This window comes from Betaproteobacteria bacterium (genome assembly GCA_016194905.1).
Lineage (GTDB): Bacteria > Pseudomonadota > Gammaproteobacteria > Burkholderiales > JACQAP01 > JACQAP01.
On sequence record JACQAP010000019.1, the window covers coordinates 148,354 to 173,563 of the forward strand.

General features: G+C 61.2%; 21 protein-coding genes and 1 pseudogene. 3 read left to right on the forward strand and 19 right to left on the reverse strand.

What is annotated here, in order from left to right; translation table 11 throughout:
* The first annotated feature begins 32 nt into the window (after window positions 1–32).
* Together HY067_12105 and HY067_12110 are read left to right on the forward strand one after the other, a co-directional pair.
* Entirely contained in the window at window positions 33–1,760 is a 1,728-nt protein-coding gene (locus tag HY067_12105; GenBank protein MBI3528700.1) for a dihydroxy-acid dehydratase, read from the forward strand.
* 4 nt (window positions 1,761–1,764) lie between these two features.
* Window positions 1,765–2,706: a hypothetical protein gene (locus HY067_12110; protein MBI3528701.1), complete on the forward strand. Its 942-nt coding sequence runs from the start codon at window positions 1,765–1,767 to the stop codon at window positions 2,704–2,706.
* A gap of 29 nt (window positions 2,707–2,735) precedes the next feature.
* On the opposite strand, the gene HY067_12115 is transcribed toward HY067_12110, so the two are convergent.
* From HY067_12115 to HY067_12125, 3 genes are read right to left on the reverse strand one after another with little or no spacing between them, the layout of a single operon-like run.
* A complete protein-coding gene (locus HY067_12115; protein MBI3528702.1) occupies window positions 2,736–3,191 on the reverse strand; it encodes a cupin domain-containing protein in 456 nt (151 codons plus the stop codon).
* Between the two features lie 13 nt (window positions 3,192–3,204).
* On the reverse strand, window positions 3,205–3,501 hold the full coding sequence (locus HY067_12120) for a hypothetical protein (GenBank protein ID MBI3528703.1): 297 nt from the start codon (window positions 3,499–3,501) through the stop codon (window positions 3,205–3,207).
* A gap of 36 nt (window positions 3,502–3,537) precedes the next feature.
* Window positions 3,538–6,561: an FAD-binding protein gene (locus tag HY067_12125; GenBank protein ID MBI3528704.1), complete on the reverse strand. Its 3,024-nt coding sequence runs from the start codon at window positions 6,559–6,561 to the stop codon at window positions 3,538–3,540.
* 117 nt (window positions 6,562–6,678) lie between these two features.
* Here HY067_12125 and HY067_12130 point away from each other — a divergent pair, with 117 nt between their 5' ends.
* Window positions 6,679–7,905 carry an aminotransferase class V-fold PLP-dependent enzyme gene (locus HY067_12130; protein ID MBI3528705.1) on the forward strand — a complete coding sequence of 409 codons (1,227 nt, stop codon included), beginning with the start codon at window positions 6,679–6,681 and terminating at the stop codon, window positions 7,903–7,905.
* A gap of 12 nt (window positions 7,906–7,917) precedes the next feature.
* Here the strand turns inward: HY067_12130 and HY067_12135 are convergent, their stop codons facing one another.
* The 16 genes and pseudogenes from HY067_12135 to def all read right to left on the reverse strand — a co-directional run bounded on the left by HY067_12135 (window position 7,918) and on the right by def (window position 25,123).
* Window positions 7,918–8,910, reverse strand: a complete 993-nt coding sequence (locus tag HY067_12135) for a threonylcarbamoyl-AMP synthase (protein MBI3528706.1) — start codon at window positions 8,908–8,910, stop codon at window positions 7,918–7,920.
* A 178-nt stretch (window positions 8,911–9,088) separates the two neighbouring features.
* Window positions 9,089–9,976, reverse strand: coding sequence for a phosphoribosylaminoimidazolesuccinocarboxamide synthase (locus HY067_12140; protein MBI3528707.1), 888 nt, complete (start codon window positions 9,974–9,976; stop codon window positions 9,089–9,091).
* Window positions 9,977–9,998: 22 nt separating this feature from the next.
* Complete coding sequence (gene purE / locus HY067_12145; protein ID MBI3528708.1) at window positions 9,999–10,466, reverse strand: 5-(carboxyamino)imidazole ribonucleotide mutase; 468 nt, start codon at window positions 10,464–10,466, stop codon at window positions 9,999–10,001.
* 132 nt (window positions 10,467–10,598) lie between these two features.
* A pseudogene (locus HY067_12150) lies at window positions 10,599–11,042 on the reverse strand (phosphate-starvation-inducible PsiE family protein).
* 41 nt (window positions 11,043–11,083) lie between these two features.
* Entirely contained in the window at window positions 11,084–12,517 is a 1,434-nt protein-coding gene (pyk, locus tag HY067_12155; protein MBI3528709.1) for a pyruvate kinase, read from the reverse strand.
* Between the two features lie 4 nt (window positions 12,518–12,521).
* Complete coding sequence (locus HY067_12160; protein ID MBI3528710.1) at window positions 12,522–13,718, reverse strand: phosphoglycerate kinase; 1,197 nt, start codon at window positions 13,716–13,718, stop codon at window positions 12,522–12,524.
* A gap of 113 nt (window positions 13,719–13,831) precedes the next feature.
* Entirely contained in the window at window positions 13,832–14,845 is a 1,014-nt protein-coding gene (gap, locus tag HY067_12165; protein ID MBI3528711.1) for a type I glyceraldehyde-3-phosphate dehydrogenase, read from the reverse strand.
* 202 nt (window positions 14,846–15,047) lie between these two features.
* Window positions 15,048–15,335 carry a SemiSWEET transporter gene (locus HY067_12170; GenBank protein MBI3528712.1) on the reverse strand — a complete coding sequence of 96 codons (288 nt, stop codon included), beginning with the start codon at window positions 15,333–15,335 and terminating at the stop codon, window positions 15,048–15,050.
* Between the two features lie 4 nt (window positions 15,336–15,339).
* The gene (locus HY067_12175; GenBank protein ID MBI3528713.1) at window positions 15,340–16,299 is read right to left on the reverse strand and encodes a glucokinase; all 960 of its coding nucleotides are present in this window, start codon (window positions 16,297–16,299) and stop codon (window positions 15,340–15,342) included.
* Window positions 16,300–16,344: 45 nt separating this feature from the next.
* Entirely contained in the window at window positions 16,345–18,330 is a 1,986-nt protein-coding gene (tkt, locus tag HY067_12180) for a transketolase (protein MBI3528714.1), read from the reverse strand.
* A 78-nt stretch (window positions 18,331–18,408) separates the two neighbouring features.
* Window positions 18,409–19,668 (reverse strand): sigma-54-dependent Fis family transcriptional regulator, encoded by a 1,260-nt coding sequence (locus tag HY067_12185; protein MBI3528715.1) that lies wholly within the window; start codon window positions 19,666–19,668, stop codon window positions 18,409–18,411.
* Window positions 19,665–21,818: a HAMP domain-containing protein gene (locus HY067_12190; protein MBI3528716.1), complete on the reverse strand. Its 2,154-nt coding sequence runs from the start codon at window positions 21,816–21,818 to the stop codon at window positions 19,665–19,667. The genes HY067_12185 and HY067_12190 overlap by 4 nt, the downstream gene beginning before the upstream one ends.
* 41 nt (window positions 21,819–21,859) lie before the next feature.
* Entirely contained in the window at window positions 21,860–22,408 is a 549-nt protein-coding gene (locus tag HY067_12195; protein ID MBI3528717.1) for a DUF4390 domain-containing protein, read from the reverse strand.
* 4 nt (window positions 22,409–22,412) lie between these two features.
* Window positions 22,413–23,678 (reverse strand): 16S rRNA (cytosine(967)-C(5))-methyltransferase RsmB, encoded by a 1,266-nt coding sequence (gene rsmB / locus HY067_12200; protein ID MBI3528718.1) that lies wholly within the window; start codon window positions 23,676–23,678, stop codon window positions 22,413–22,415.
* Between the two features lie 12 nt (window positions 23,679–23,690).
* Window positions 23,691–24,620, reverse strand: a complete 930-nt coding sequence (locus HY067_12205) for a methionyl-tRNA formyltransferase (protein MBI3528719.1) — start codon at window positions 24,618–24,620, stop codon at window positions 23,691–23,693.
* A complete protein-coding gene (def, locus tag HY067_12210) occupies window positions 24,620–25,123 on the reverse strand; it encodes a peptide deformylase (protein MBI3528720.1) in 504 nt (167 codons plus the stop codon). Before def ends, HY067_12205 begins: the two co-directional genes overlap by 1 nt.
* Window positions 25,124–25,210 lie beyond the last annotated feature (87 nt).

A 25,210-nucleotide genomic window follows, 5' to 3' on the forward strand; every position in this document is an offset into this window, starting at 1 on the left:
CCACAATCGAATAAATACAAGCGAGGAGAAGCATGGGCAAGAAGAAGAAACCCGAAAAGCTGCGCAGCTATCGCTGGTACGGTGCACAGGATCTGCGGTCCTTCGGACATCGTTCGCGCACGCTGCAGATGGGCTTCGCGCACCAGGACTACAAAGGCAAGCCGGTCATCGCCATCATCAATACCTGGAGCGACATCAATAATTGCCATTCGCATTTCAGGCAGCGCGCGGAAGAAGTCAAGCGCGGCGTCTGGCAGGCGGGAGGTTACCCACTGGAAATGCCGGCGATCGCGCTCGCGGAAGTGTTCCAGAAGCCGACCACGATGATGTATCGCAATTTCCTCGCCATGGAGACCGAGGAATTGCTGCGCTCCTATCCGGTCGATGGCTGCGTGCTGATGGGCGGTTGCGACAAGACCACGCCGGGACTGCTGATGGGCGCGATAAGCATGAACATTCCGGCGATCTTCATGCCGGCGGGTCCGATGCTGCGCGGCAACTGGCAGGGCAAAACACTGGGCTCCGGATCGGACGTCTGGAAATACTGGGACGAATTGCGCGCGGGCAATATCACCGGACGCGACTGGACGGAAATCGAGGAAGGCATCGCGCGATCGGCCGGAACCTGCATGACCATGGGCACGGCTTCGACGATGACGAGTGTCGCGGAAACGCTCGGGTTCAGTCTTCCCAATTCATCGACGATTCCGGCCGTGGATTCGAATCACAGCCGCATGGCCGATTTCACCGGCCGGCGTGTCGTGGAAATGGTCTGGGAAGATCTCAAACCGCGCGACATCCTCACCGGAAAATCCTTCGACAACGCGATCAAGGTACTGATGGCGCTGGGCGGTTCCACCAACGGACTGATCCATGTGATCGCCATGGCCGGCCGCGCCGGCATCCCTATTCCGCTCGAGCGCTTCGAGGAAATCGGCCAGCGCACGCCTTATCTGGTGAACATGCGCCCGTCGGGCAAGTATCTGATGGAAGATTTCTATTACGCTGGCGGGCTGGCAGCCATGCTCGAAGGCATGCGCCATTTGCTCGATGTGGGTGAGCTCACCTGCACAGGCAAAACGCTCGGCGAGAATATCGCCGGCGCCAAAATCCATAACACCGACGTGATTCGCACGCCGGACAATCCAATGCAACCGGAGGGCGGCCTCATCGTGTTGCGTGGCAATCTCGCGCCTGACGGGGCCGTCATCAAGTCGACAGCGGCCGATCCGAAGTTGCTAAAGCACGCCGGCCGCGCGATGGTCTTCGACGATTACAACGACATGGCCGCGCGACTCGACGACCCGAATCTGGATGTCGACGCGGATTCGGTGCTGGTGCTGCGCAACGCGGGCCCGCTCGGCGGTCCCGGCATGCCGGAATGGGGCATGCTGCCGATCCCGAAGAAATTGCTCAAGCTGGGCGTGCGCGACATGGTACGCATTTCCGATGCGCGCATGAGCGGGACCAGTTACGGCACCTGCGTGCTGCACGTGTCGCCCGAGTCGTGGATCGGCGGACCGCTCGCGCTGGTCAGGACAGGCGACCTCATCGAACTCGACGTGCCGGGCAGGAAATTGACGTTAAAGGTCAGCGAAGAGGAGCTGGCGAAGCGGCGCGAGGTTTGGAAACCGAAGGCGAGAAAATACGAGCGTGGCTACGGCAAGATTTTTTCGCAGCATGTCTCCCAGGCCGACAAGGGCTGCGACTTCGACTTTCTCGAAGGCACGGCACCTATCCCTGAACCGGAAATCCACTAGAGACATGTCCGCGATTCGATGGTCCGTTGCATTGTTTATCCTGCTCTCTGCGGGGAGTGCGCCCGGAGCCGAGACAGCGGAAAGATCCGGAACATCGCCTGCGACCAGCGAAATCAGGCTCGCCGACGCGACAATCGAGCTTAGTTACACTGGCGATGCCGCTGGTCTGGACCGTAACGAGTTGCGCGAATGGATCACTGCGTCGGCGAATGCCGTACAAAGTTATTACGGGTGTTTTCCGGTCAAGCGCGTGCGCATCCGGATCGAGGCCGGGGAGGGGCGCGGCGCGCGGTCGGGCACAACCTACGCTTACAACGGTGCGTTGATCCGGGTGGGCGTAGGGCGTTACAGCGACAGCGCCGACCTGAAGCGGGACTGGATCATGACCCATGAAATGGTTCATCTGGCGATGCCGGAGTTCGCCGATCGATACGCCTGGCTGGAGGAAGGCCTGGCGACCTACGTCGAGCCGATCGCCCGCGTTCAGGTCGGGCAACTGACCGAGGAAAAGATCTGGCGCGACATGCTCCAAGACATGCCCAAAGGCCTGCCTGCCGCAGGCGATCAGGGACTGGACAACACGCATACCTGGGGCCGCACCTACTGGGGCGGCGCGCTGTTCTATCTTCTGGCCGACGTACGCATCCGCGAACGCACCGGTAATCGCGCGGGACTGCAGGATGCGTTGCGCGCCATTGTCGCGCATGGGGGCAACGTGGAAGTGTCGTGGGACGTGCGACGCACACTGGCGATGGGAGACCAGGCCACCGGCACGAAGGTGCTGATCGAACTGTACGACGAAATGCGGGCCACGCCGGTTTCGCCGGATCTCGCACAATTGTGGCTACGCCTCGGCGTGAAGCTCTTGGGTGACGGTGTCGAGTTCGACGATGCGGCGCCGCTTGCCGCAATCCGGCGGGCCATCACCGCCAAGCGGGGTGCCTGAAGAGCGAAACGCCGCTGCAGGCCGGGGGATTACTTGTGCAAGTCGTCAGTCCAGCACACGCTTTCCGGCTTTTCCACGACAGGAATGTCGAGGTTCACCACGACCGGTTCCTGGCCCGATCGCACCAGCACACAGGACAGCGGCTCGGTGTCCGACGCGTTGATTTCCTGATGCGGGACATACGGCGGCACATGGATGAAATCGCCGGGTCCCGCCTCCGCCACGAATTCGAGATGGTCTCCCCAGCGCATGCGCGCCTGCCCGCTGACCACGTAGATCACGCTCTCGACCGGGCCATGATGATGAGCTCCAGTCTTGGCCTTCGCATGGATTACCACCGTCCCGGCCCACAGTTTTTCGGCTCCGCAGCGCGCATGGGTGATGGCGGCTGCCCGATTCATGCCGGGCGTCTGCGCCGTATTGGTGTCGAGCTCCGACGCTTTGACGATGCGGATGCCATGAACCTTCCACTTGGAGTCGATCATCGAGGTTTCCCTGTCAGCGGAAGTGCAGCATGACGAGCAGCAGCACGGTTGGAATGATGGTGTTCACCAGCGCCAGCGCGAACAGCGGGCGCGAACCTTTCTGATTCGCGGTGATGTGGATGAAAGCGGTAATGCCCGACACTGCGACAACGAGGCCGCCGATCGCATACAGCATGGAGAAGATCTGGAATTCGCCCTGGCGCTGAAAATAAGGCACGAGATTGAGTTGCCATACCAGATAAACGATCAGGCCGATATTGGCCAGTAACGGCAGGTAATAGAGCAGAAAGCGCTTCAGTTTACCGTTCAACCGCGATTCCCTCGGCGACAACCCTGGCTTGTGCAGTCACTTCTTCAGCGCCATTTGCAGCACCCTCGCCACATGCAGCGCTTCACGGCCGGATCCATCGTGAATCTGATGGCGGCAGCTCGTGCCGTCGGCGACGACCATGGTTTCCGGCTTCGCTTGCCTTACCGTCGGAAGCAACGACAGCTCCGCCATTCTCATGCTGACGTCGAAATGCTCCGCCTCGTAGCCGAAGCTGCCGGCCATGCCGCAACAGCTCGATTCGACGGTTTCCACTTTCAATCCGGGGATCATGTCCAGAACCTTGCGCACCGCCGGCATCGCATCGAAGGCCTTCTGGTGACAATGTCCGTGCAGCAAAGCAGCGCTCGTGGCGAGCGGCGCAAGTTCAAGCCGGAACGCACCGGCGTCCATCTGTGCAGCGATGAATTCCTCGAACAGCAGGGCATGCCCGGCGAGCCGGGCAGCCTCGTCGCCGAGACCCATCGCCAGATATTCGTCGCGCAGCGTCAGCAGGCAGGACGGCTCCAACCCGACGACGGCGACACCGCGCTCCACGTAAGGCCGCAGCGCTTTCAGCATGCGTAGCGCTTCAACCTTTGCTTCTTCCACCAGGCCCGCGGCAAGAAACGTTCTGCCGCAACACAGCGGCCGGCCATTGTCCGCTGGCGCAGCGACCTCGACCCCATAGCTGGCCGCTTCCAGCACATCCGCCGCCGCCTGGGCATTTTCCGGTTCGAAATAGCGGCTGAACGTATCTATGAACAAAACGACTTTTTGTCCTCCCTCTCCGCTCCGGGGAGAGGGCTCCGCCGACACGGCGTTCGCGGAGCGATCCGGGGCGGGAAGCGGAGCGGATGCGCGCTTCCCGCGGACGGGCGACATTGTCGCTAACGAATCCGCGCGCAGGGGTGAGGCGCTCCAGCGCGGCAGGCTGCGCCGCGCGCTCAGGCCGAACAGCTTTTCCGTGAGCCATGCCGCGCCGGGAATCGCGTCGCGCAGATTCAGCAGCGGCGCCAGCTTCGAAGCGGCGGATGCGTAGCGCGGCAGATACGCGATCAGTTTCTGCCGCAGCGTAAGACCGTGACGCCGGGTGTACTGGCTCAGAAATTCTATCTTCATGCGCGCCATGTCCACCCCGGTCGGACATTCACGCCGGCAACCCTTGCAACTGACGCACAATTCCATCGTGTCGCGCATCGCATCCGATACCAGCGCGTCCGCGCCGAGCTGGCCGGAAATTGCCAGCCTGAGGGTATTGGCGCGTCCGCGAGTCAGATGCTGTTCATCGCCGGTGGCGCGAAACGAGGGACACATGGTGCCGGCGTCGAACTTGCGGCAGTGGCCGTTGTTGTTGCACATCTCGACCGCGGGCGCGAAGCCACCCCACGCCGACCAGTCGAGCGCCGTTTCGATATGCTGCGCGCGGTAGCCGGGCTTGTAGCGGAACAGACTGCGGTCATCCATACGCGTCGGCCGCACGATCTTGCCGGGATTCATCAGGCCCTTCGGATCCAGCAGCGCTTTCACTTCGGCCAGTGCCCCGGTCAGCCGCGATCCGAGAATCGGCTCGATCCACTCGGAGCGCACCAGGCCATCGCCGTGCTCGCCGGAATAGGCGCCCTTGAACTCCCTGACCATTGCACAAGCTTCTTCGGCTATCGCGCGCATTTTCTCGGCGCCGTCGCGGCGCATGTCGAGTATCGGGCGCACGTGCAGCGTGCCCACCGACGCATGTGCGTACCAGGTGCCCCGCGTGCCGTGCTTCTCGAAGACTTTCGTGAGCCGGTCGGTATATTCGGCGAGGTGTTCCAGCGGTACCGCGCAGTCCTCGATGAAGGACACCGGCTTGCCGTCGCCTTTCATCGACATCATGATATTGAGCCCGGCCTTGCGCACCTCCCAGATTTCCTTCTGCAGCGCGGGCTCTGTGATCTGCACCACGCTGCCGGGAAGGTCGAGATCACCCATCAGTTCGACGAGCCGCGCGAGCCGGGCAACCAGTGCTCCCTTGTCCTCGCCCGCGAACTCCACCAGCAGAATGGCTTCGGGCTCTGCCTGCAGAAACTTGTCGACGATCGGGCGAAACGCCGCATTGCCGCGCGCAAGATCGATCATGGTCCGATCCACGAGTTCCACCGCGTCCGGATCCAGCGTGACGATGTGCCGCGTCAGGTCCATCGCCTGATAGAACGTCGGGAAATGCACGACGCCCAGTACCTTGTGCGCCGGGATCGGCGAAAGCTTCAGCGTGATGCGTTTCGAAAACGCGAGCGTGCCTTCCGAACCGACCAGCAGATGCGCGAGATTGTGGGCCAGCGGATGCGTACCGCTACCGGGCTGGATCATATCGAGGTTGTAACCCTGCACCCGCCGCAGCACGTTTGGCCAGCGCGCTTCGATCTCGGTGGCCTCACGACGCACGATGGCGTGAATCTTTTCGACCAGTGCGCGATAGCCTGCCGGTGCGCCGCCCAACCCGGTGCTGGCGCCGAAATGGAATTCATCGCCGCCGGTGAGCCATGCATCCACGCCGAGCACGTTGTGCACCATGTTGCCGTAGCGGATCGAGCGCGAGCCGCAGGAATTGTTGCCGGCCATGCCGCCGATGGTAGCCTGTGCCGAAGTCGAAACATCGACCGGAAACCAGAGTTTGTGTGATCGCAGGCGGACGTTCAGATGATCGAGCACCAGGCCGGGTTGCACCGTGGCTTCGCGTTTGTCTGCGTCGATGCGGATGACCTCGTCGAGGTATTTCGAACAATCGATGACCAGCGCTGCGCCGACGGTTTGTCCGCACTGCGACGTTCCCGCGCCGCGCGGCAGGATCGGCACGCCTTCCTCCGCGGCGACCTGCAGCGCAACGCGGGCGGCCTCTTCGGTGCGTGGTATGACCACGCCGATCGGGTCGACCTGGTAGATGGACGCGTCGGTGGAATAACGACCTCGCGAAAACGCATCGAACAGTACGTCCCCTTCAAAGTTCGCTCGCAGCCGCTGTTCGAGCGGGTTGCGAACGCCCGGGTGCGGGTGAAACCGTATGGGTGTTGCGGGAGCGTTCACGCCGAAGCTGCAATCCTTGGTAGACGATGCTGCAAATGATACCCGAGGCTCTCCCGAGCGCGCTTGTTACGGCCGGGGATTTTCAGTAGGCTCAATTTCTTTGCCCGGCACCCAGCCATGACTTTTCGCAGCGGACGCCATTTCCTCCAGATTCCCGGCCCGACCAACGTGCCCGACCGTGTGCTGCGCGCCATGGACCGGCCCACGATCGACCATCGCGGTCCGGAATTCGCGCAACTCGGCCGCGAAGTGCTGGAAGGCATCAAGCTGATTTTCCGGACCAGCAGCCCGGTCATTATCTATCCGGCTTCCGGCACCGGCGCCTGGGAAGCGGCACTGGTCAATACGCTGTCGGCAGGCGATCGCGTTCTGATGTCGGAGACCGGTCAGTTCGCGACGCTTTGGCAGAAGCTTGCGGCACGACTCGGACTCAAGATCGATTTCATCCCGGGCGACTGGCGCCATGGCGCCGATATGGAAATAATCGAGCGCAAACTCGTGGAGGACCGTGGTCACACGATCAAAGCGGTCTGCGTGGTACACAACGAAACCTCGACTGGCGTCGTCAGCCGCATTCCGCTGGTGCGCAAGGCGCTCGACCGCACCGGCCATCCGGCGCTGCTGTTGGTCGACACGATCTCGTCGCTGGGATCGATCGATTACCGCCACGACGAATGGGGTGTCGACGTCACCGTGGCGGGATCGCAGAAGGGCTTGATGTTACCGCCCGGCCTGAGCTTCAACGCGATCAGCGCAAAGGCGCTTGCCGCGGCGAAGACCGCCGGATTGCCGCGCAGCTACTTCGACTGGGACGAAATGCTCGGCCCCAACAAGTCCGGCTTCTTTCCCTACACCCCCGCGACCAACCTGCTGTACGGATTGCGTGAAGCGCTGCGGATGCTGCAGGAAGAAGGGCTCGACAATGTTTTTGCCCGCCACGCCCGTCACGGTGAAGCCACGCGTTGTGCGGTGCGCGCCTGGGGGCTCGATATCCTGTGCGCGGATCCCACGGAATACAGTAATTCATTGACAGCAGTACTGCTCCCCGCCGGCCAGGACGCGGATACGGTCAGACAGATCATCCTCGAGCGTTTCGACATGTCGCTCGGTGCCGGGCTCGGCAAACTGCAGGGCAAGGTCTTCCGCATCGGCCACCTCGGCGATTTCAACGATCTCGCTTTGGCCGGCACGTTGTGCGGCGTGGAAATGGGGCTGCAGCTCGCCGGCGTGCCGATCCGGAAAGAGGGCGTTGCCGCGGCACTGGACCATCTGTTGCATCCGGGCGAACGGGCCGCCGGCAACCAGGCCCGCGTGCGGCTCCTGAACCACGGGGATGCAGCCTGAAAGGAGCGCGGTTTAGCGTCCCGCACTGACCGGCGGCGCAACCGGATCCGGCGTCGCCGCGCGACCGAGGCGGTCGCGTATCGCGGCCCATTCCGGCAACGCAGGCGGTGCTTCGACGACGATCAGCCGGCAGCCGGATACATCGAGCCGACGCAAGGTGCCGTAGAGCAGGCGCGCATAGTCATCCGGCAGTTCCGGAGCCACCTGCCACAACGTGGCTTTCGAATCCCGCGGCCGACTGCGGCGCGATAGCACCGCCACCGACGTGCCCGCCCGGGCGCGCAGATAGTTTTCGATCTCGTCGGGATGCACGATCTTGAGCGGCAGGCCCGGCGCATAGTGGGACTCCAGCGATCCCGACACACGGGGTCGTCCGACTGCGGACTCACCGAGTTGGGCAAGCAATGCATCCGCAATCTGCTGCGCGCTGATGCGGCCCGGGCGCAGTACAGCCGGCGTTTCGCGCGTGAGATCGACGATAGTCGACTCGATGCCGACATCGCACGGGCCGCCATCCAGCACGAGATCGACCGCATCGCCGAGTTCTTCACGCACATGTTGCGCCGTGGTCGGCGAAAGACGCCCGAATCGGTTGGCCGACGGCGCTGCGATCCCGCCGCCGAAAGCTTTCAGCAATTGCTGTGCAACCGGATGCGAAGGAACCCGCAGGCCGACGGTATCCTGCCCCCCGGTGATGAGATCGCTGACGCGGGCGGCCCGCTTGAACACCATGGTGAGCGGCCCCGGCCAGAATTTTTCCGCCAGCAACCACGCAGAACGCGGAACGTCCGCCGCCCAGTGCTTCAGATCGCTGGTGCCGGCGACATGCACAATCACCGGATGATCGGCCGGACGCCCCTTTGCCGCAAAGATCTTCCTGACCGCCGCCGGATTCGAAGCGTCGGCACCGAGTCCGTATACCGTCTCGGTCGGAAACGCCACCAGCCCGCCGGCGCGGAGGATCTCTGCGGCTTTCTCGATTTCCTGTTCAGAGATCACGAACACTTCTCACCGCAGAGGACGCGGAGGACGCAGAGGAAAAGCAGGTGATATGAACGCGAGGAGGGATTTTCATCTTCAACATCTGTGCGCTGAATAACAGCTTTCGAAGATACACTACTCTGCGTCCTCAGCGCCTTAAGGTGAAACACCTACGGCTGAAGCTGCTGCGGTTAGCGTTGCTCTATTCGGTAAGGAGTTTGAGCGCTTCTTGGTATTTTTCACCGGTTTTCCGCAGTACATCGGCAGGCAGGGCCGGTGCCGGTGGCTGCTTGTTCCATTTCTTTGCTTCCAGCCAGTCGCGCACGAACTGCTTGTCGAACGAAGGCGGGCTGGTGCCGACGCGGTACTGGTCTCTTGGCCAGAAGCGCGACGAGTCCGGGGTCAGGGCTTCGTCGATCAGATAAAGCTTGCCGGCGTTGTCCTGACCGAACTCGAACTTGGTATCCGCGATGATGATGCCCCGCGTCGCGGCGTACGCTGCGGCCTCGGAATACAGCTGGATCGTCTTGTCACGCACTTGCGCAGCAAGCTTGGGAGCGATAATTTTTTCCATTTCCGCGAAGGAAATGTTCTCGTCGTGGGCGCCGATCGCCGCTTTTGTCGACGGCGTGAATAAGGGCTGCGGCAACTGCTGCGCCTCCTTCAGGCCTGCTGGCAACGGTATGCCGCAAATCATCTGGGTTTTGTGATAATCCTTCCAGCCCGAACCCGTGATGTAACCGCGCACGATCGCTTCGATCGGCAGCGGTTTGAGCTTCCGTACCACGAATGCCCTGCCTTCGACCTGCTCACGCTCTCCCGCCACGACCACGGACTCCGGCGCCACGTCGAGAAGATGGTTCGGAATCACGTGCCGCAATTTCCGGAACCAGAAATTCGACATGGCGGTCAACACGCGCCCTTTCCCGGGTATCGGGGTAGGCAGGATGACGTCGAAGGCGGAAAGCCGGTCGGTCTGAATGATCAGCATGCGCTCGGCGTCGACTTCGTAGAGATCGCGTACTTTCCCGCGATGCAGGAACTTGAGCGACGCGAGACTGGTTTCGTGCAGCGGCTTGTTCGTGCTCATTTCATCGTTCTGCGGACGAACTTCAGGATAACTCGGGCAGTTTCGCTGCCTTTACCGCATCGGCTTGCTTGACGCGGAAGGCTTGCAGCCGGCGGCCAAGCTTTTCATCGCTCATGGCCAGCATCGCCACCGCGAACAGTCCGGCATTGGCCGAGCCCGCATCGCCGATGGCGAACGTCGCAACCGGGATCCCCTTTGGCATTTGCACCATGGACAGTAGCGAGTCCAGCCCTCCAAGGTGTTTGGAGGGGATTGGCACGGCCAGTACCGGCAAGGTTGTCAGGGCCGCGACCACGCCGGCCAGATGCGCGGCGCCGCCGGCACCGGCAATGAAGCATCGCGTTCCGCCGGAAATACATTGTTCAACATACTCGGCAAGCAGTTCCGGCGTGCGGTGCGCGGAGAGGACACGCGCTTCGTAAGACACACCAAAATCCTTCAATTGCCTCGCGCCGTGCTGCATCACGTCCCAGTCGTTGCTGCTCCCCATGAGAATCGCGACCGCGGGTGCGCCTTTGCGCCTGGACGTTTTATTGATTGCCATGATTTCTCCCGCACCAGTAAAAACTGAATTGAACTCACGATTGCCGATCGGGCAGAACCAGCGCCTATCGAGCCTGTGTCATTCCTTGTGAAATCCCGGCTGCTCGCTGCTTCCCGGGCGTACCGCATCTTCCGAATACGGGAAACGCACATGGCCAAAGCGGATCACGAGAACTGCCACCGAGATCAAAAGGACCGAGCCAGATACCGCCAGCATGCGCTAGACATCGAGCTCCTTAATGTCGAGAATGAGATAGCGCGCCAGCGCAACCATGGCGATGTACAGCGGAAAGCGCACCGGCAGTTTGCCGGAGTTGTAGTACAGCCCGACCATGGTGAGCACTTCCAGATACAGGAACATCAGCAGCAGATCGGCCAGCGTCACTTTGCCGTTGTCCACCATCAGCGCCACTTCATGGTAACCGGCGACGACGGTGGCGATGCCGATGATGATCAAGCCGATGTTCTCGACCACCTCCAGGCCGAAAAGGGTGTAACGCGCGGTCCTGGTTTTTGTCGGCATTCCTCTAAATCCCCGCTTACGCGATCAGTTGACTACGGCCTTCAGGGCTTGCGGCTTTCACCGACCTTGACGATCTTCATGGTGTTGGTACCGCCGGGGGAACCAATCGGTTCGCCGAATGCGATGACGATCAGATCGCCCTTCTGCACCAAGCCGGCGGCAACCAACTGATCTTCCGCTTCCTGCAACAAATGGTCGCGGTCGTGGCCGACATACTTGATCATCAGCGGATAGACGTCGCGGAACAGGCTCAGGCGATAGCGGGTCGAGATTTCCGGCGTCAGTGCGTAGATCGGCACGCCGCAGTTGAGCCGCGAAATCCACAGCGCCGTCGAACCCGATTGCGTCAACGCGGCGATCGCCTTGACCTTCAGATGGTAAGCCGTGAACAGCGCCGCCATGGCGATGGACTGATCGACGCGCGTGAATACGCGATTGAGGAATTCCCGGTCAAGCGTGAAATCGGCGGATTTATCGGCTTCGAGGCAGATGCGTGCCATCGACTCGACGGTTTCCACCGGATATTTTCCGCTCGCCGTTTCAGCGGAGAGCATGACCGCATCGGTACCATCGAGAACGGCATTCGCCACGTCGGATACTTCCGCCCGCGTCGGCACCGGACTCGCGATCATCGATTCCATCATCTGTGTGGCGGTGATTGTGAGCTTGTTGCGCTCACGCGCCGTGCGAATCATGCGCTTCTGCAGCGCTGGCACTGCAGCGTCGCCGACTTCCACCGCGAGGTCGCCGCGCGCAACCATGATGCCGTCGCAGGAATCCAGAATTTCGTCCATCGCCACGATGGCTTCGGTGCGTTCAATCTTGGCAATCAGTATCGAACGGCCGCCGGCGGCACGCATCAGTTCCCTGGCCATGTACATATCGGCACCGCTCTTGGGAAACGATACCGCGAGGAAATCGGCCTTCATTGTCACGGAGGTCTTGATATCCTCCATGTCCTTGGCGGTCAGCGCTGGAGCGGTCAGTCCGCCTCCCTGGCGGTTAATGCCCTTGTTGTTCGACAAGACGCCGCCGACGCGAACTGTGGTGGTAATGCGGGCACCTTGTACTTTTTGCACGTCGAGCACCAGCCGGCCGTCGTCGAGCAATAGCACGGCACCGGGAGCCACGTCGCGCGGCAGTTCCTTATAGTCGAGGCCGACGTGCTGCTGATCGCCTATCGCGCAATCCGCATCCAGCGTGAACGTGTCGCCCTTGTTAAGGATGATCCTGCCGGTTTCGAATTTTCCGATGCGGATTTTCGGCCCCTGCAGGTCGCACATGATGCCGACCGTGCGTTCAAGAGAGCGCGCGACATCGCGCACCATCTCCGTGCGCGCGAGATGTTCCTCCTTGGTTCCGTGGGAGAAATTCATGCGGACCACGTCGACACCCCCTGCGATCATGCGCATAAGAACATCGCGATCGCTGGAAGCCGGGCCGAGGGTTGCCACGATTTTCGTGCTTCTTTGCATGATTTCAGTGTCCCCCGCCCTGGCCAGCGGCCCGCGCCTCGAGGATGTCCACGGCAGGCAGTTTTTTACCTTCGAGGAATTCGAGGAAAGCTCCGCCTCCCGTGGAAATGTAGCCGATCTTGTTTTCGATTCCGTATTTCGCGATGGCAGCGACGGTATCACCACCGCCGGCGATCGAGAATGCCGCCGAACCGGCAATCGCCTTCGCGAGTGTCTTCGTACCCTCGCCGAAGCGCTCGAATTCGAACACGCCGACCGGGCCATTCCAGACGATGGTGCCGGCCTTGCCGAGAATACCAGCGAGTTGCGAAGCCGTCCTCGGCCCGATGTCCAGGATCAGATCGTCGGCTGCGACCTCTTTCGCATCTTTCACCATTGCCTTGGCATCTGCCGAGAATTCCTTGGCGCAAACCACATCCACAGGGATCGGCACACCGCCGCCTTTCGCTTCGATGATGGCCATGATGTTCCTGGCTTCGCCGACAAGATCGGCCTCGGCCAGCGATTTGCCGATCGACAGACCGCAGGCAAGCATGAACGTATTCGCGATTCCCCCGCCGACGATCAGCTGGTCCACTTTTTTCGCCAGTTCGCCGAGGATGGTGAGCTTCGTGGACACCTTCGAGCCGGCGACGATCGCCACCAGCGGGCGTTTGGGATCGCGTAAAGCCTTGCCCAGTGCGTCGAGTTCCGCCGCCATGAGCGGCCCGGCGCACGCGACCGGCGCATATTTGGCGATGCCGTGGGTAGTCGCTTCCGCACGGTGCGCCGTGCCGAACGCATCGTTCACGTAGACATCGCAGAGCGCGGCCATTTTTCTCGCCAGCGCGTCGTCGTTTTTCTTTTCGCCCTTGTTGACGCGACAGTTTTCCAGCAACACGACCTGGCCGGGTTTGACGTCCACGCCAGCGACCCAGTGCGCCTTCAGCGGCACCGGCATGTCGAGCAGTTCGGACAGACGCTGCGCGACTGGCGCCAGCGAATCCTCGGGTTTGAATTCGCCTTCGGTCGGTCGACCTAGATGCGAAGTCGCCATGACCGCGGCGCCGGCCTTGAGCGCATGGCGCAACGCCGGGACGGAAGCGCGAATACGGGTGTCGTCGGTAATGTTGCCGGCATCGTCCTGCGGAACGTTCAGGTCGGCGCGAATGAACACGCGTTTGCCGCGCAGGTCGAGATCGGTCATCCGCAGGATAGTCATGGCATCAATTCAATCCGCACAAGTATTCAGGAACGCGAGAGGGCACAGAGAACAAGGCCTGGTCCTGCCGGCCTTCTCGTCTCCGTGCCCTCCAGCGGAAAACCGTTTCCGTATTATTTCGCGTTCACAAACGCAACCGTGGTATCGAGCATGCGATTGCTGAAACCCCACTCGTTGTCGTACCAGGAGCATACCTTGACGAGGGTTCCTTCCGAAACTTTGGTCAGCGTCGAGTCGAACACGGACGACGCCGGGTTGTGGTTGAAGTCCACCGAGACCAGGGGATCCTTGTTGTATTCGAGAATACCCTTGAGTTCGGCTTCGGAAGCCTGCTTCACCGCGTTGTTGACTTCTTCTACAGTGGTCGCCCGCTTGGCCACGAAGGAAAGATCGACGATGGACACATTGATGGTCGGAACGCGCATCGCAAAACCGTCCAGCTTGCCGTTCAACTCCGGGAGCACGAGACCGACCGCCGCAGCCGCGCCGGTTTTGGTTGGAATCATGGACATGGTCGCGGAACGCGCGCGGCGCAGATCGGTGTGATACACATCGGTCAGCACCTGATCGTTGGTGTACGCATGAATCGTGGTCATCAAGCCGTTGACCACGCCGATGCGATCATGCAACGCCTTGACCAGGGGCGCCAGGCAATTGGTCGTACAACTGGCGTTGGAGATCACCGTATGCGCGGCTTTCAGGGTGCCGTGATTCACGCCGTAGACCACCGTGGCGTCGACGTCCTTGTCGCCAGGCGCGGAAATGATGACCTTCTTCGCTCCGGCCGTCAGGTGGGCGCCGGCCTTGGCCTTGCTGGTAAACAATCCAGTGCACTCGAGCACCACATCCACGCCGAGGTCCTTCCAGGGCAGCTCGGCAGGATTGCGCTGGGCGCAGACTTTGATCTTGTCGCCGTTGATGACCAGATAGTCGCCGTCGACCGCCACGGTGCCTGGGAACGTGCCATGGGCGGTGTCGTATTTGGTCAGATGGGCATTGATTTTCGCGTCGCCGAGGTCGTTGATCGCAACGATCTGAATGTCATGCTTCTTTCCACCTTCGTAGTGCGCCCGCAGGATGTTGCGGCCGATCCGGCCATAGCCGTTTATTGCAACGCGAACAGTCATTGGCGAGTCTCCCGATTAAACCTGGATTTTACTGTACTCGGAGCGCCGATCACAGCCATGACCCGATGCGATGACGGGTATGCTGCAGGGTCGGCTGCAGCATATCTGCGCAGCAATCCAATCGAGAACACTGACGACGGATCCTTCCAATGCGGCGTTGTTCGATCCCGATCCCGGAATATGAAATACGCGTCGATCGACATCAGGCGTCCCCGTTGTCCCTTCTCTGCGGGTCGCGATACCGGATCTTGAGCGCGATGATGGCCAGCGACAGCACCAGCGTAACCACGTTGGAAAGGATCAGCGGCAGGGACCGCAAAAGGATGCCGTAGATCAACCAGAGCACGAGGCCGGTGGTGAACAGGGAAATCATCCTTGCCGAAATGTCCTTGCCGGATTTGGTCCGGTAAATCTTCAATACCTGCGGTATGAAAGCCGTCGTGGTCAGCAATCCGGCAATCAGGCCGATGCCGTCGATCAATCCGTTCATGGTTTTATCGTGCGTCGTGAAAAAGCGTGGCGAGACCGCGTAGTGCAGGCGTCTGTGCAAGAATCACGTAGGTCGGCACCGCCGCAACATAGCTGGAAAACCTTCCTTTTGTTTCGAAACGGGCGCGAAACGGCGAGCGGGCGAAGTAATCCCCGAGCCTTGGTACAATGCCGCCGCCGATATAGCAACCGGCACGCGCGCCCAGCGTGACCACCAGGTTCGCAGCGGCGGTGCCGAGGATTGCACAGAACATTTCCACGGCTTCCGCGCACCGGGCATCGCTGCTGGACAACGCCGCCGCTGTAATTTTATCCGGGCCGAGAGATTGCGCTTCCACGCCTTCCAATGCGCATAACGCCCGGTAGAGATTTTCCAGTCCCATGCCGCTGACCACGCGTTCCGTGGATACATGATCGTACTGCTGTTGCAGCCAGCGCAACACGCCGATCTCTTTCTCGTTCATCGGACCGAACGCGGTATGACCGCCTTCGCCCTGCAACGCGACCCAGCCGTTGCCGACGGGGACCAATCCGGAAACACCGAGGCCGGTGCCCGGACCGATGACCGCAATCGGCGTTGCTGGAACCGCCGCTCCACCACCAATCTGCTGCAGTTCATCCGGACGCAGGATCGGCACCGCCAACGCGAGTGCGGTGAAGTCGTTGACGACCTGCAGCCGGTCGAGCCCCAGATTGCGACGGATCTGCTCGATGGAAAATCCCCACGGCCCATTCGTAAGCCGCACGAAATCACCGGTAATGCCCGTGGCGACATCCATTGCAGCTTCGCGCACCGCCGGATTGCCGTTTTCCTGCAGATAGCGGCGCACGGCTTGCTCCAGTCCTTCGAAATCGGCGCAGCGCACCGTCTTCTCGTGTTGTGGTTGCAACGAACCTGCGGCGACCAGCGCAAGCCGCGCATTGGTGCCGCCGATATCAACGACCAACCGCATGGCGTCTTGCATGGCTTGTCCTCAACGGCCGCCGCGCGACCAGCGACGAAACGTTCTTCAGATCAAACGTTTCACCGCGTCCGCGACGGCTTCGGCGGTGATGCCGAAGAATTTGAACAGTTCACCCGCGGGCGCCGATTCACCGAAGCGATCGAGTCCGACCACCGCACCCTCAAGCCCAACGTACTTGCGCCAGAAGTCCGTCACGCCGGCTTCCACTGCGACGCGCTTCACGCCCTTGGGCAGCACCGCTTCGCGATATTGTGCCTCCTGGCGGTCGAACACGTTCGTACTCGGCATCGACACGACTCTCACTGCAACACCGGCGTCGGCCAGCAACTTCTGCGCGGCCATAGCCAGCGAAACTTCGGATCCGGTCGCGATGATGATTGCTTTTGCACTCGCGGCATCCGAGAGCACGTAACCGCCGCGCGCAATCTGTTTGATACGTTCGGCATCGCGCGCCTGGCAAGGAAGGTTCTGACGCGAGAACAGCAGGCACGCCGGTCCGTCCCGGCGCTCGATCGCGGCTATCCACGCCACCGCAGATTCCACCGAATCGCAAGGTCGCCAGACGTCCATGTTCGGGATCAGGCGCAGACTGGCTGCATGCTCGACCGACTGGTGCGTGGGTCCGTCTTCGCCCAGGCCGATGGAATCGTGGGTGAACACGAACAGCGTGCGAATCTTCATCAGCGCCGCCATGCGTAGAGCATTTCGCGAATAGTCCGAGAATGTGAGGAAGGTCCCGCCGTAGGGAATCAGCCCGCCGTGCAGCGTCATGCCGTTCATGATCGCGGACATGCCGAACTCGCGCACGCCATAGTAAACATAGTTGCCGCCACTGCCTTTGCCGACGCCTTTCGATCCCGACCACAGCGTCAGATTCGAGCCGGCCAGATCGGCCGAACCGCCGATGAGTTCGGGCAGCACCGGTGCCAGCGCTTCGATCGTATTTTGCGATGCTTTGCGGCTGGCGATCGTCTCGGCCTTCTCGTTGACCTTGGCGAGGAAACCCTCTGCGTGCTGGCGCCAGTTCTGCGGCAGCTCGGCCGACATGCGGCGCGAAAACTCGGCTGCTTCCTTCGGGAAAGTCTTCGAGTATGCGGCGAACCTGGCATTCCAATCCGCTTCCCGCGCCGCCCCTTTGCCCCGTGCGTCCCATCCCGCGTAGACATCGGCCGGGATTTCGAACGGCGCATGATCCCAGCCGATATTCCGGCGGGTCGCTGCGACTTCCTTTTCTCCCAACGCGGCACCGTGGCTGTCGTGACTGCCGGCCTTGTTGGGGGAACCCTTGCCGATGATGGTCTTGCAGCAGATCAGGCTTGGCTTGTCGGCCGTCTTTTTGCTCGTTTCGATCGCGGCATTGACGGCATCCACATCGTGGCCGTCGACATTGCGCAGCACATGCCAGCCGTAAGCCTCGAAACGTTTCGGCGTGTCGTCGGTAAACCAGCCGTCGACATGGCCATCGATCGAGATGCCGTTATCGTCGTAAAACGCGATCAGCTTGCCCAGGCCGAGCGTACCGGCCAGCGAACACGCTTCGTGCGAAATGCCTTCCATCAGGCAGCCGTCGCCGAGGAAGACATAGGTATGATGATTGACGATGTTGTGTCCGGGGCGGTTGAATTCCGCGGCCAGCAATTTTTCGGCGAGCGCCATGCCCACCGCGTTGCTTGTGCCTTGGCCGAGCGGCCCCGTAGTCGTTTCCACGCCGGGTGTCATGCCGAGTTCCGGATGTCCAGGCGTCATCGAATGCAACTGCCGGAAGCGTTTGATCTCATCCATGGGCAATGCATAACCGGTGAGATGCAACAACGCATACAACAACATGGAGCCGTGACCGTTGGAAAGCACGAAGCGGTCGCGATCCGCCCACTTCGTATTAGCCGGGTTGTGCCGTAGATGGTGATTCCATAACACCTCGGCGATTTCGGCCATGCCCATTGGCATGCCCGGATGGCCGGAGTTGGCTTTTTGTACTGCATCCATCGCCAGTGCGCGGATGGCGTTGGCAAGTTCGGTCCTGGTTGCCATGTCTTCCTTTGGAGAACAGAAAAAACCCCGGGAGCCCGGGATGGAATACGACGCTATAGTAGCCGAGGACGGCTTGGATTATTCCTCGGCGCGACGTGGAAGCTTGACGCCGAGTTGCTTCAACTTGCGATACAGGTGGGTGCGTTCCAGGCCTACGCGTTCGGCGACCCGGCTCATGTTTCCGCCTTCCCGGCTCAGATGGTATTCGAAATAGACGCGCTCGAAGGCATCGCGCGCCTCGCGCAATTCGCGATCCAGCGGCAACGTCTGCGCCGGGCTCGGCAGCGGCGCTTCCAGGGTCGCCAGTGCGTTGGTTACATCGGCCACACCGATTTCGCCGCCAAGTGCCAGTTGCGCGACGGTCTTGACGACGCTTTCCAGCTGCACCAGGTTCCCGGGCCAGTGGTAATTGCGCAGCGCATTCAGCGCGGCCGTGTTGAAGCTGCGCGTCGGTGCCTCCTTCGACTCGATTGCACGCGATAGTACGAGATTGGCGAGTTCGGGCACGTCCTCGGCACGTTCGCGCAACCCGGGCAGGCGCAGTATTACGCCAGCCAGAATTGCGTATAGCCTGGGTTCAAACGCGCCTTTTGCCACCAGTTCCGCGAGGTCCGTGGAGCTCGAGGAAAGCATTCGCGTGTTGTAACGCTCCAGTTTCAGCGTCTGGTTGAGCAGGTTTTTTTGCTGGGCACGCGTCATTTCTCCGACTTCGCGCAAAAACAGGATGCCCTCCGATGCCTGGCCGACCAGGTTGGTCTCCATCTGATCGAATGCTGAAAAATCCTCCGGGGCCACCCACGGTGTGTTGAGTTGGTGCAGCAGCCGCGCGCATTGTTCCATTCCCGCGCCAGGCTCACCGACAAACAGGGCTGACGATTTCAATGTGCGCAGCCGTTCGAGTTGCGTGCGCAACTGCTCGACCGCCCTCGATTTGCCGACCGTAGCCGGCACCGCAAGTGCATTGCTCTTGAGCGTCCCCTGCCTGAGCGCGGTGCCCACCGTGCTCAGCAGCTTCTGCAACGCGATCGGCTTTTCCAGAAACGCGTACGCACCGATGCGGGTGGCCTCGACGGCAGTATCGATGGTGCCGTGACCCGACATCATGACCACTGGCATGGTCAGCAGGCCGGTGCTGGCCCACTCCTTGAGCAGCGTGATGCCATCGGTGTCAGGCATCCAGATGTCGAGCAGCACCAGGTCCGGCCGGACGCGGACGCGGATCTGGCGCGCCTCGCCCGCGTTCTGCGCCAGCCGGACCTGGTGTCCTTCGTCGCGCAGGATTTCCGATAGCAACTCGCGTATCCCGACTTCGTCGTCCACAACCAGTATCTGGCTCATCTTCCCGCCTGCCTGTTGATTCGCAACTCGGCTACCGCGACCCGCGCACTCGGCAGATTGATCGTCACGCTCGCACCGCCCGACGGATCGTTGGCGACGGCGATCGTGCCGTTGTGCTCTTCAACAATCTTCTTGACGATGGCCAGACCGAGTCCGGTGCCCCTGGACTTGGTAGTGACGTAAGGTTCGAATACACGGCTTATCAGCGCCTCGGGGAAGCCGGGTCCATTGTCGCGCATGGTGAGCTGCACGCCCGCGTCTATCGCTTCGGTTCGCACGACGATGCGCGGCCCCGCCACATCGGACACCGCTTGCTCGGCGTTCTGCAGCAGGTTGTGGATGACCTGTCGCAGCTTGGCGGTATCGCCCGAAACCAGAGGAAGATTTGCGGCAAGCTCCAGCTGCATCGCCGAGCGAGACGACTCGTACAGTCCCATCACTTCGCGCGTCAACAGGTTCAAATCGAGCGGCTGCAAGTCCGGCACGGGCGAGCGGGCATACAGGCTGAATGCATCCACCATCGCCTTGAGCGCCGCCACTTGATTGACGATAGTCTGCGTCGAGCGTTTCAGAATTTCAGCTTCCTGACTGGGGAGCTTGTCGGCGAGACGATGTTGCAGGCGCTCCGCCGACAGCTGGATCGGGGTCAGTGGATTCTTGATTTCGTGCGCCAGCCGTTGCGCCACTTCTCCCCATGCGGCAAGACGTTGCGCCTGCCGCATCCGGGTGATGTCGTCGAACACCAGCACCATGCCGGTTTGCGCGCTGGCGGAGAGCCTGGATCCGCGCAAAAGCAACACCTGCTGGCCGGCAGCGCCGGATAATTCCACCTGTGTTTCCCAAGGTTCGTCGCGCGCTTTCACTAACGCTTCCCGTACGGCGTTGCCGACCGCGGCCAGCCGCGGCTCGCGGTCCGCCCACTCATTCGGATGTGTGGAAATCAAGTCGCCGACGTCGACGCCGAGAATCTGCTCCGCACTGCGGTTGGCCGAGCGCAACCGGAATTCGGCATCGAACGACATTACGCCCGCCGAGAGGTTGCCGAGCACGCTTTCCAGGTACGCCTTGGCAGCGGCAACCTGTTCCTGATTGCGCTGCGCGTCGGCCTGGGCATCCGCGAGTTGCATGGTCATGATGTTGAAGGATTCGGTCAGCAATCCCAGTTCGTCATGGGACTTTACCGTATGACGCTGGCTGAAATCGCCTTGCGCGACGGCGCGCGTACCGGCGGCGAGCACACCCAGGGGCGCGGACAACCGCCCGCTGAACAGGATAGCCAGCAGAAGCGCGGAAAGCAGTGCCAGCAGCAGCGACAGCGTGAGCGTTAAGGCATACAACCGTTTCAACCCGAGCCGCGACAGCGACAATTCCTGGTAGTCGCGGTAGATCTCCTGCACGGTCTGGGCGTCGCGCGCCAGCGCCGGCGGCACCGGCTGAATCAGTTGTAACAGCAATGTCGCCCCCGTCACATCGTTGACTGGTACCAGAACGCGCAACTGCAGGCCGCCTTCGCCGAGCGCTTCGATCGCACTGTAGGGCTGCTGCATGCGAACCCTGCGAACTACGGACGGCGATGGCAATTCCGGTACAAGGCTGGTCGAATCCGCGCTCGAAAACGCGATCACCGAGCCGTCGGTGCGCAAGAGCGTCGCTTCGTTCACTGCCGCCTGTTCGCGCAGGGTGTTCAGCGTCGCCAGCTGGCGCGGTGTCGCGCGCTCCGACAGCACCAGCGTCATCGATTCCGCCTTGCGCCGCAAATCCTTCAGCATGTTGTCCAGATTCACGCGCCCCAGGCTCAGGCCGCCTTCGAGTGCTTTTTCCACCCGCACGTCGAACCAGGATTCGATGGATCGCGAAAGGAATTGCACGGACACTGCGTAGACCAGCGCTCCGGGTAACACTGCAACCAGCGCGAACAGCAACACCAGCCGCAGCGTCAGCTTGGAACCGAATACGCGCGCGTTGAGCCGCCTTCGCAGCAACAACAACTGGTAGCCAACAACCAGCATGAGGATCAGGACGACACCGACCCCGAGCGCCAGCAGCAACGGCAAATCGCTGGAAAACCACGGCGTGTTGGCACTGGCACCGGACAGCAGATAGAGCATCACCGCGCCGAGCGTGAGGACGAGCGCGATCAGAAACTGCATTCCCCGGCTCAGCAGCGAGCGTCTGACGATGCGGGCCAGATTCATCGAGTCAGCGTCCAGCGGAACCATTCCGAAGCAAGATTCCAGTCGCGTGAGGCCAGCGCGTTTATCTGGAACGGCTTGGGCAGTTGCGAAACGTCGAACCGCATGCGAATTGCCGCTTCGTAGACCTTGCCCTGATCCAACATGTCGGCATCCGCCAAGAAACGCGGCCGCAGGCGACCCATCAGCGCAAGCGCATCATTGAGCGTGTCGAAATTCTGATGGAGGGCACCCAGTGACAATCGGTACTGGCGGGTAAGCGCGTTATAGGAAAGCCGATAGTGCTGCTCGAATTCGAGTACCGACTTGTTCCAGAGATAGAGCGTGTACCAGCGCGGCCGGATCAGCTCGAACTCCAAGATGAAATGCAGCGGCAGGCCTTTGTTGAGCGCATCCTCGAGCGTATGGGTCAGTTCGACCTCGAAATTCGCTTCAAGATAGTAGTCGCCGCCGTTCTGCGAGATCTCTGCGAACTTGACGTGGATGCCTTCGGTAGCCGCGAACACCGTACTGCACCAGAACACGCACAGTGCCAGCAGCCAGCGCAAAAAATCAGTCTTTCTGGAGGAGGGCGTAATAAAAACCATCGTGCTCGTCGTCCGGGAGCAGTAAACCGTCGCGTCCCGGCATTCCTCCCAGAATGCGCGCGTCGGGGTGGCGCGCCGCAAAACTGCCTATCGTCTCGTGATCCTCTTCGCTGAAAATCGAACAGGTCACGTAAAGCAATTTACCACCACGGGCGACGACCTTCCACAGTGCTTCCAGCAGTCGCTGCTGCTGCGCGGCAAATCCGGCGATGTCCGAGGGTCTCCTGAGCCATTTGATATCCGGGTGCCGCCGCACGACTCCGGAAGCGGAGCAGGGTGCGTCGAGCAGCACCCGTTCGAATTGTTTACCGTCCCACCAAGCATCCGGCACGGCCGCATCCGCAGCTTGCAGCCGCGCACTCAGCCCAAGACGTTCGAGATTCGACCCCACGCGCTGCAACCGCACGGCATCCGCATCGAGTGCCACCATCTCGACATCTGCCAGTTCCAGAATATGTGCTGTTTTGCCGCCCGGTGCCGAGCATGCATCGAGTACGCGCATACCGTCTCTGACACCCAGCAACGTCGCCGCGAATTGCGCGCCGGCATCCTGAACTGAAGCCGCGCCATCTCCAAATCCGGGCAATCGATCGACCGGCATCGGTCGCGCCAGCAGAAGCGCGCCGTTATCGAGTCTGCGCACCTCGAGTCCAGCCTGCCGCAACCGCTGCAAATAGTCACTCACGCTGCCACGCCTGACGTTTGTCCGCAGCGTCATGGGCGGATGGCGGTTACCGATCTCCAGAATGCGCTCGGCATCCGGACCGAAGTCGCGTCTCAGCCTGTCTACCCACCAATCGGGATAGGAGAAACGTCCCTCGTCGAGTAGTTCGGCATTCGCCAGCAAGACTTCACGCCGGCGCTGATAGTTGCGCAGCACCGCATTGGCAAAAGACCTGACATGTTCGCCGCCGAGTTGCACGGCGCATTCGACCGCGTGATCGACCACTGCGTATGGCGCGGCGTCACTGTACTCGAGTTGATAGAGCACCGTCAGCAGCAAGATCCGCAATTCGGGACTGGCTATCGGTTTTGTAGCGAGCTGGTCGAGCACCGCCGTGAGCTTTCCAAGATACCGCAGCGTCCCGTAGCAGATATCCTGGATGGCACCGCGATCGGGGGTAGTCAGGTGTCGATTCCGGCGCCAGACCGAATCGAGCGCCACGTTAAGACTGGTGCCTGATATTACATTTGCGACCGTTTGCGCGGCGAGCCGCTGGATCTGGAGCACGGACTTGCTTGCTCAGGAAGCGAAACGCTCGCCCGGCTCGATCGACAAACCGCGCAGGAAATCCGCAGCCGGCAGTCGCCTACTGCCTGCTCTTTGCAGCTCCGTTATTTTCAGCGTCCCGTTGCCGCAGGCGACGTCGATCCCGTGCGGTCCGCAACTTAGAATTTCGCCGGGCACACCCTGTCCGCCGGCGATGGCGAGGCCATGCCATATTTTTACCGTTTCGCTTCTGAGCAGGCTGAAAGCGCCGGGAAAAGGATTGAAGGCGCGAACCTGGCGACCCACTTCCAGCGAGTCGCGCTGCCAGTCGATCGCCGCTTCAGATTTGGTGATCTTGTGCGCGTAGGTAATGCCGTCGCTTGGCTGCGGCGCAGGTGCGAGCGTACCATCCGCAATTTGAGGAAGCGCTTCTACAATGCAGCATGCGCCCAGCGCGGCGAGTCGGTCATGCAAAGATCCTGCATCGTTGTCGGGCAGGATCGGAATGGTCCTGGTGAGATAAACCGGGCCGGTATCCAGTCCTTGTTCCATACGCATGATGGAGATCCCGGTTTCGCGATCGCCGGCGAGTATTGCACGCTGGATCGGCGCAGCCCCGCGCCAGCGCGGCAGCAGCGACGCGTGAATATTGATGCAACCGGCAGGGAAAAGATCGAGGATTGCGTTCGGCAGGATCAGGCCATAGGCCGCTACCACCATTGCCCGCGCGGCGGTCGAGCGAAGCTGCGCCATGATTTCTTCGTCGCGCAATGTTCGCGGCTGGGCCAAGGGCAGGCCGTGACGCAATGCCAGCTGTTTCACGTCGCTGGGCGACTCGCGAAGCCCGCGTCCCGCCGGACGGTCCGGCTGAGTAAGCACCAGCACGACATCGAAACGGGCGTCGACCAGCGCCTGCAATGCCACGGCTGCAAACGCCGGCGTGCCTGCGAACACGATGCGCATCAGAGAGTTTGCCGTTGCTGCTTCCTCAGCTTGCCGACAATGCGTTTCTGCTTGAGTTGCGACAGGTACTCGACGAAGACCTTGCCTTTCAGGTGATCTATTTCGTGCTGGATGCAAACCGCGAGCAGGCCGTCGCTTTCGACCTGGAAGGGCTTGCCGTCGATGCCGAGAGCCTGCACTTTCACCCATTCGGCACGGGTCACTTTCTCGAAAATGCCCGGGACCGACAGACAGCCTTCCTCGCAATCCGCCTGCCCCCGTGAGTCGAGAATTTTCGGGTTGATCAGGACCAGTAACTGATCGTGGGTATCGGAAATATCGATAATGATGATCTGCTTGTGAACATCGACCTGGGTAGCCGCAAGTCCGATCCCAGGGGCGGAATACATGGTATCCGCCATATCCCGCACCAGCTTGCGGATGCTTTCGTCCACGACAGTCACCGGTGTAGCTATTTTGTGCAATCGGGGATCAGGGTAGTGGATGATCGGTAGTATTGCCATAATTGCTTGCTAATTTAATAAACTAGATGCAGAATTTAATCCAAAGTATCGAATCGGGCGCCCGCTCTGCTGCCGGCGCTGGCGTGG

Excerpts from the sequence above, each read along its gene's own strand:
- tkt (MBI3528714.1), bottom strand. The coding sequence starts at position 18,330 with ATGGCAACCAGGACCGAACTTGCCAACGCCATCCGCGCACTGGCGATG.
- HY067_12115 (MBI3528702.1), bottom strand. The coding sequence starts at position 3,191 with ATGATCGACTCCAAGTGGAAGGTTCATGGCATCCGCATCGTCAAAGCG.
- HY067_12160 (MBI3528710.1), bottom strand. The coding sequence starts at position 13,718 with ATGACTATCCTGCGGATGACCGATCTCGACCTGCGCGGCAAACGCGTG.
- HY067_12185 (MBI3528715.1), bottom strand. The coding sequence starts at position 19,668 with ATGAGCCAGATACTGGTTGTGGACGACGAAGTCGGGATACGCGAGTTG.
- HY067_12140 (MBI3528707.1), bottom strand. The coding sequence starts at position 9,976 with ATGAGCACGAACAAGCCGCTGCACGAAACCAGTCTCGCGTCGCTCAAG.
- def (MBI3528720.1), bottom strand. The coding sequence starts at position 25,123 with ATGGCAATACTACCGATCATCCACTACCCTGATCCCCGATTGCACAAA.
- pyk (MBI3528709.1), bottom strand. The coding sequence starts at position 12,517 with ATGCAAAGAAGCACGAAAATCGTGGCAACCCTCGGCCCGGCTTCCAGC.
- gap (MBI3528711.1), bottom strand. The coding sequence starts at position 14,845 with ATGACTGTTCGCGTTGCAATAAACGGCTATGGCCGGATCGGCCGCAAC.
- purE (MBI3528708.1), bottom strand. The coding sequence starts at position 10,466 with ATGGGGAGCAGCAACGACTGGGACGTGATGCAGCACGGCGCGAGGCAA.
- HY067_12175 (MBI3528713.1), bottom strand. The coding sequence starts at position 16,299 with ATGCAAGACGCCATGCGGTTGGTCGTTGATATCGGCGGCACCAATGCG.
- HY067_12105 (MBI3528700.1), top strand. The coding sequence starts at position 33 with ATGGGCAAGAAGAAGAAACCCGAAAAGCTGCGCAGCTATCGCTGGTAC.
- HY067_12190 (MBI3528716.1), bottom strand. The coding sequence starts at position 21,818 with ATGCAGTTTCTGATCGCGCTCGTCCTCACGCTCGGCGCGGTGATGCTC.
- HY067_12205 (MBI3528719.1), bottom strand. The coding sequence starts at position 24,620 with ATGCGCATCGTGTTCGCAGGCACGCCGGCGTTTGCAGCCGTGGCATTG.
- HY067_12130 (MBI3528705.1), top strand. The coding sequence starts at position 6,679 with ATGACTTTTCGCAGCGGACGCCATTTCCTCCAGATTCCCGGCCCGACC.
- HY067_12170 (MBI3528712.1), bottom strand. The coding sequence starts at position 15,335 with ATGAACGGATTGATCGACGGCATCGGCCTGATTGCCGGATTGCTGACC.
- HY067_12110 (MBI3528701.1), top strand. The coding sequence starts at position 1,765 with ATGTCCGCGATTCGATGGTCCGTTGCATTGTTTATCCTGCTCTCTGCG.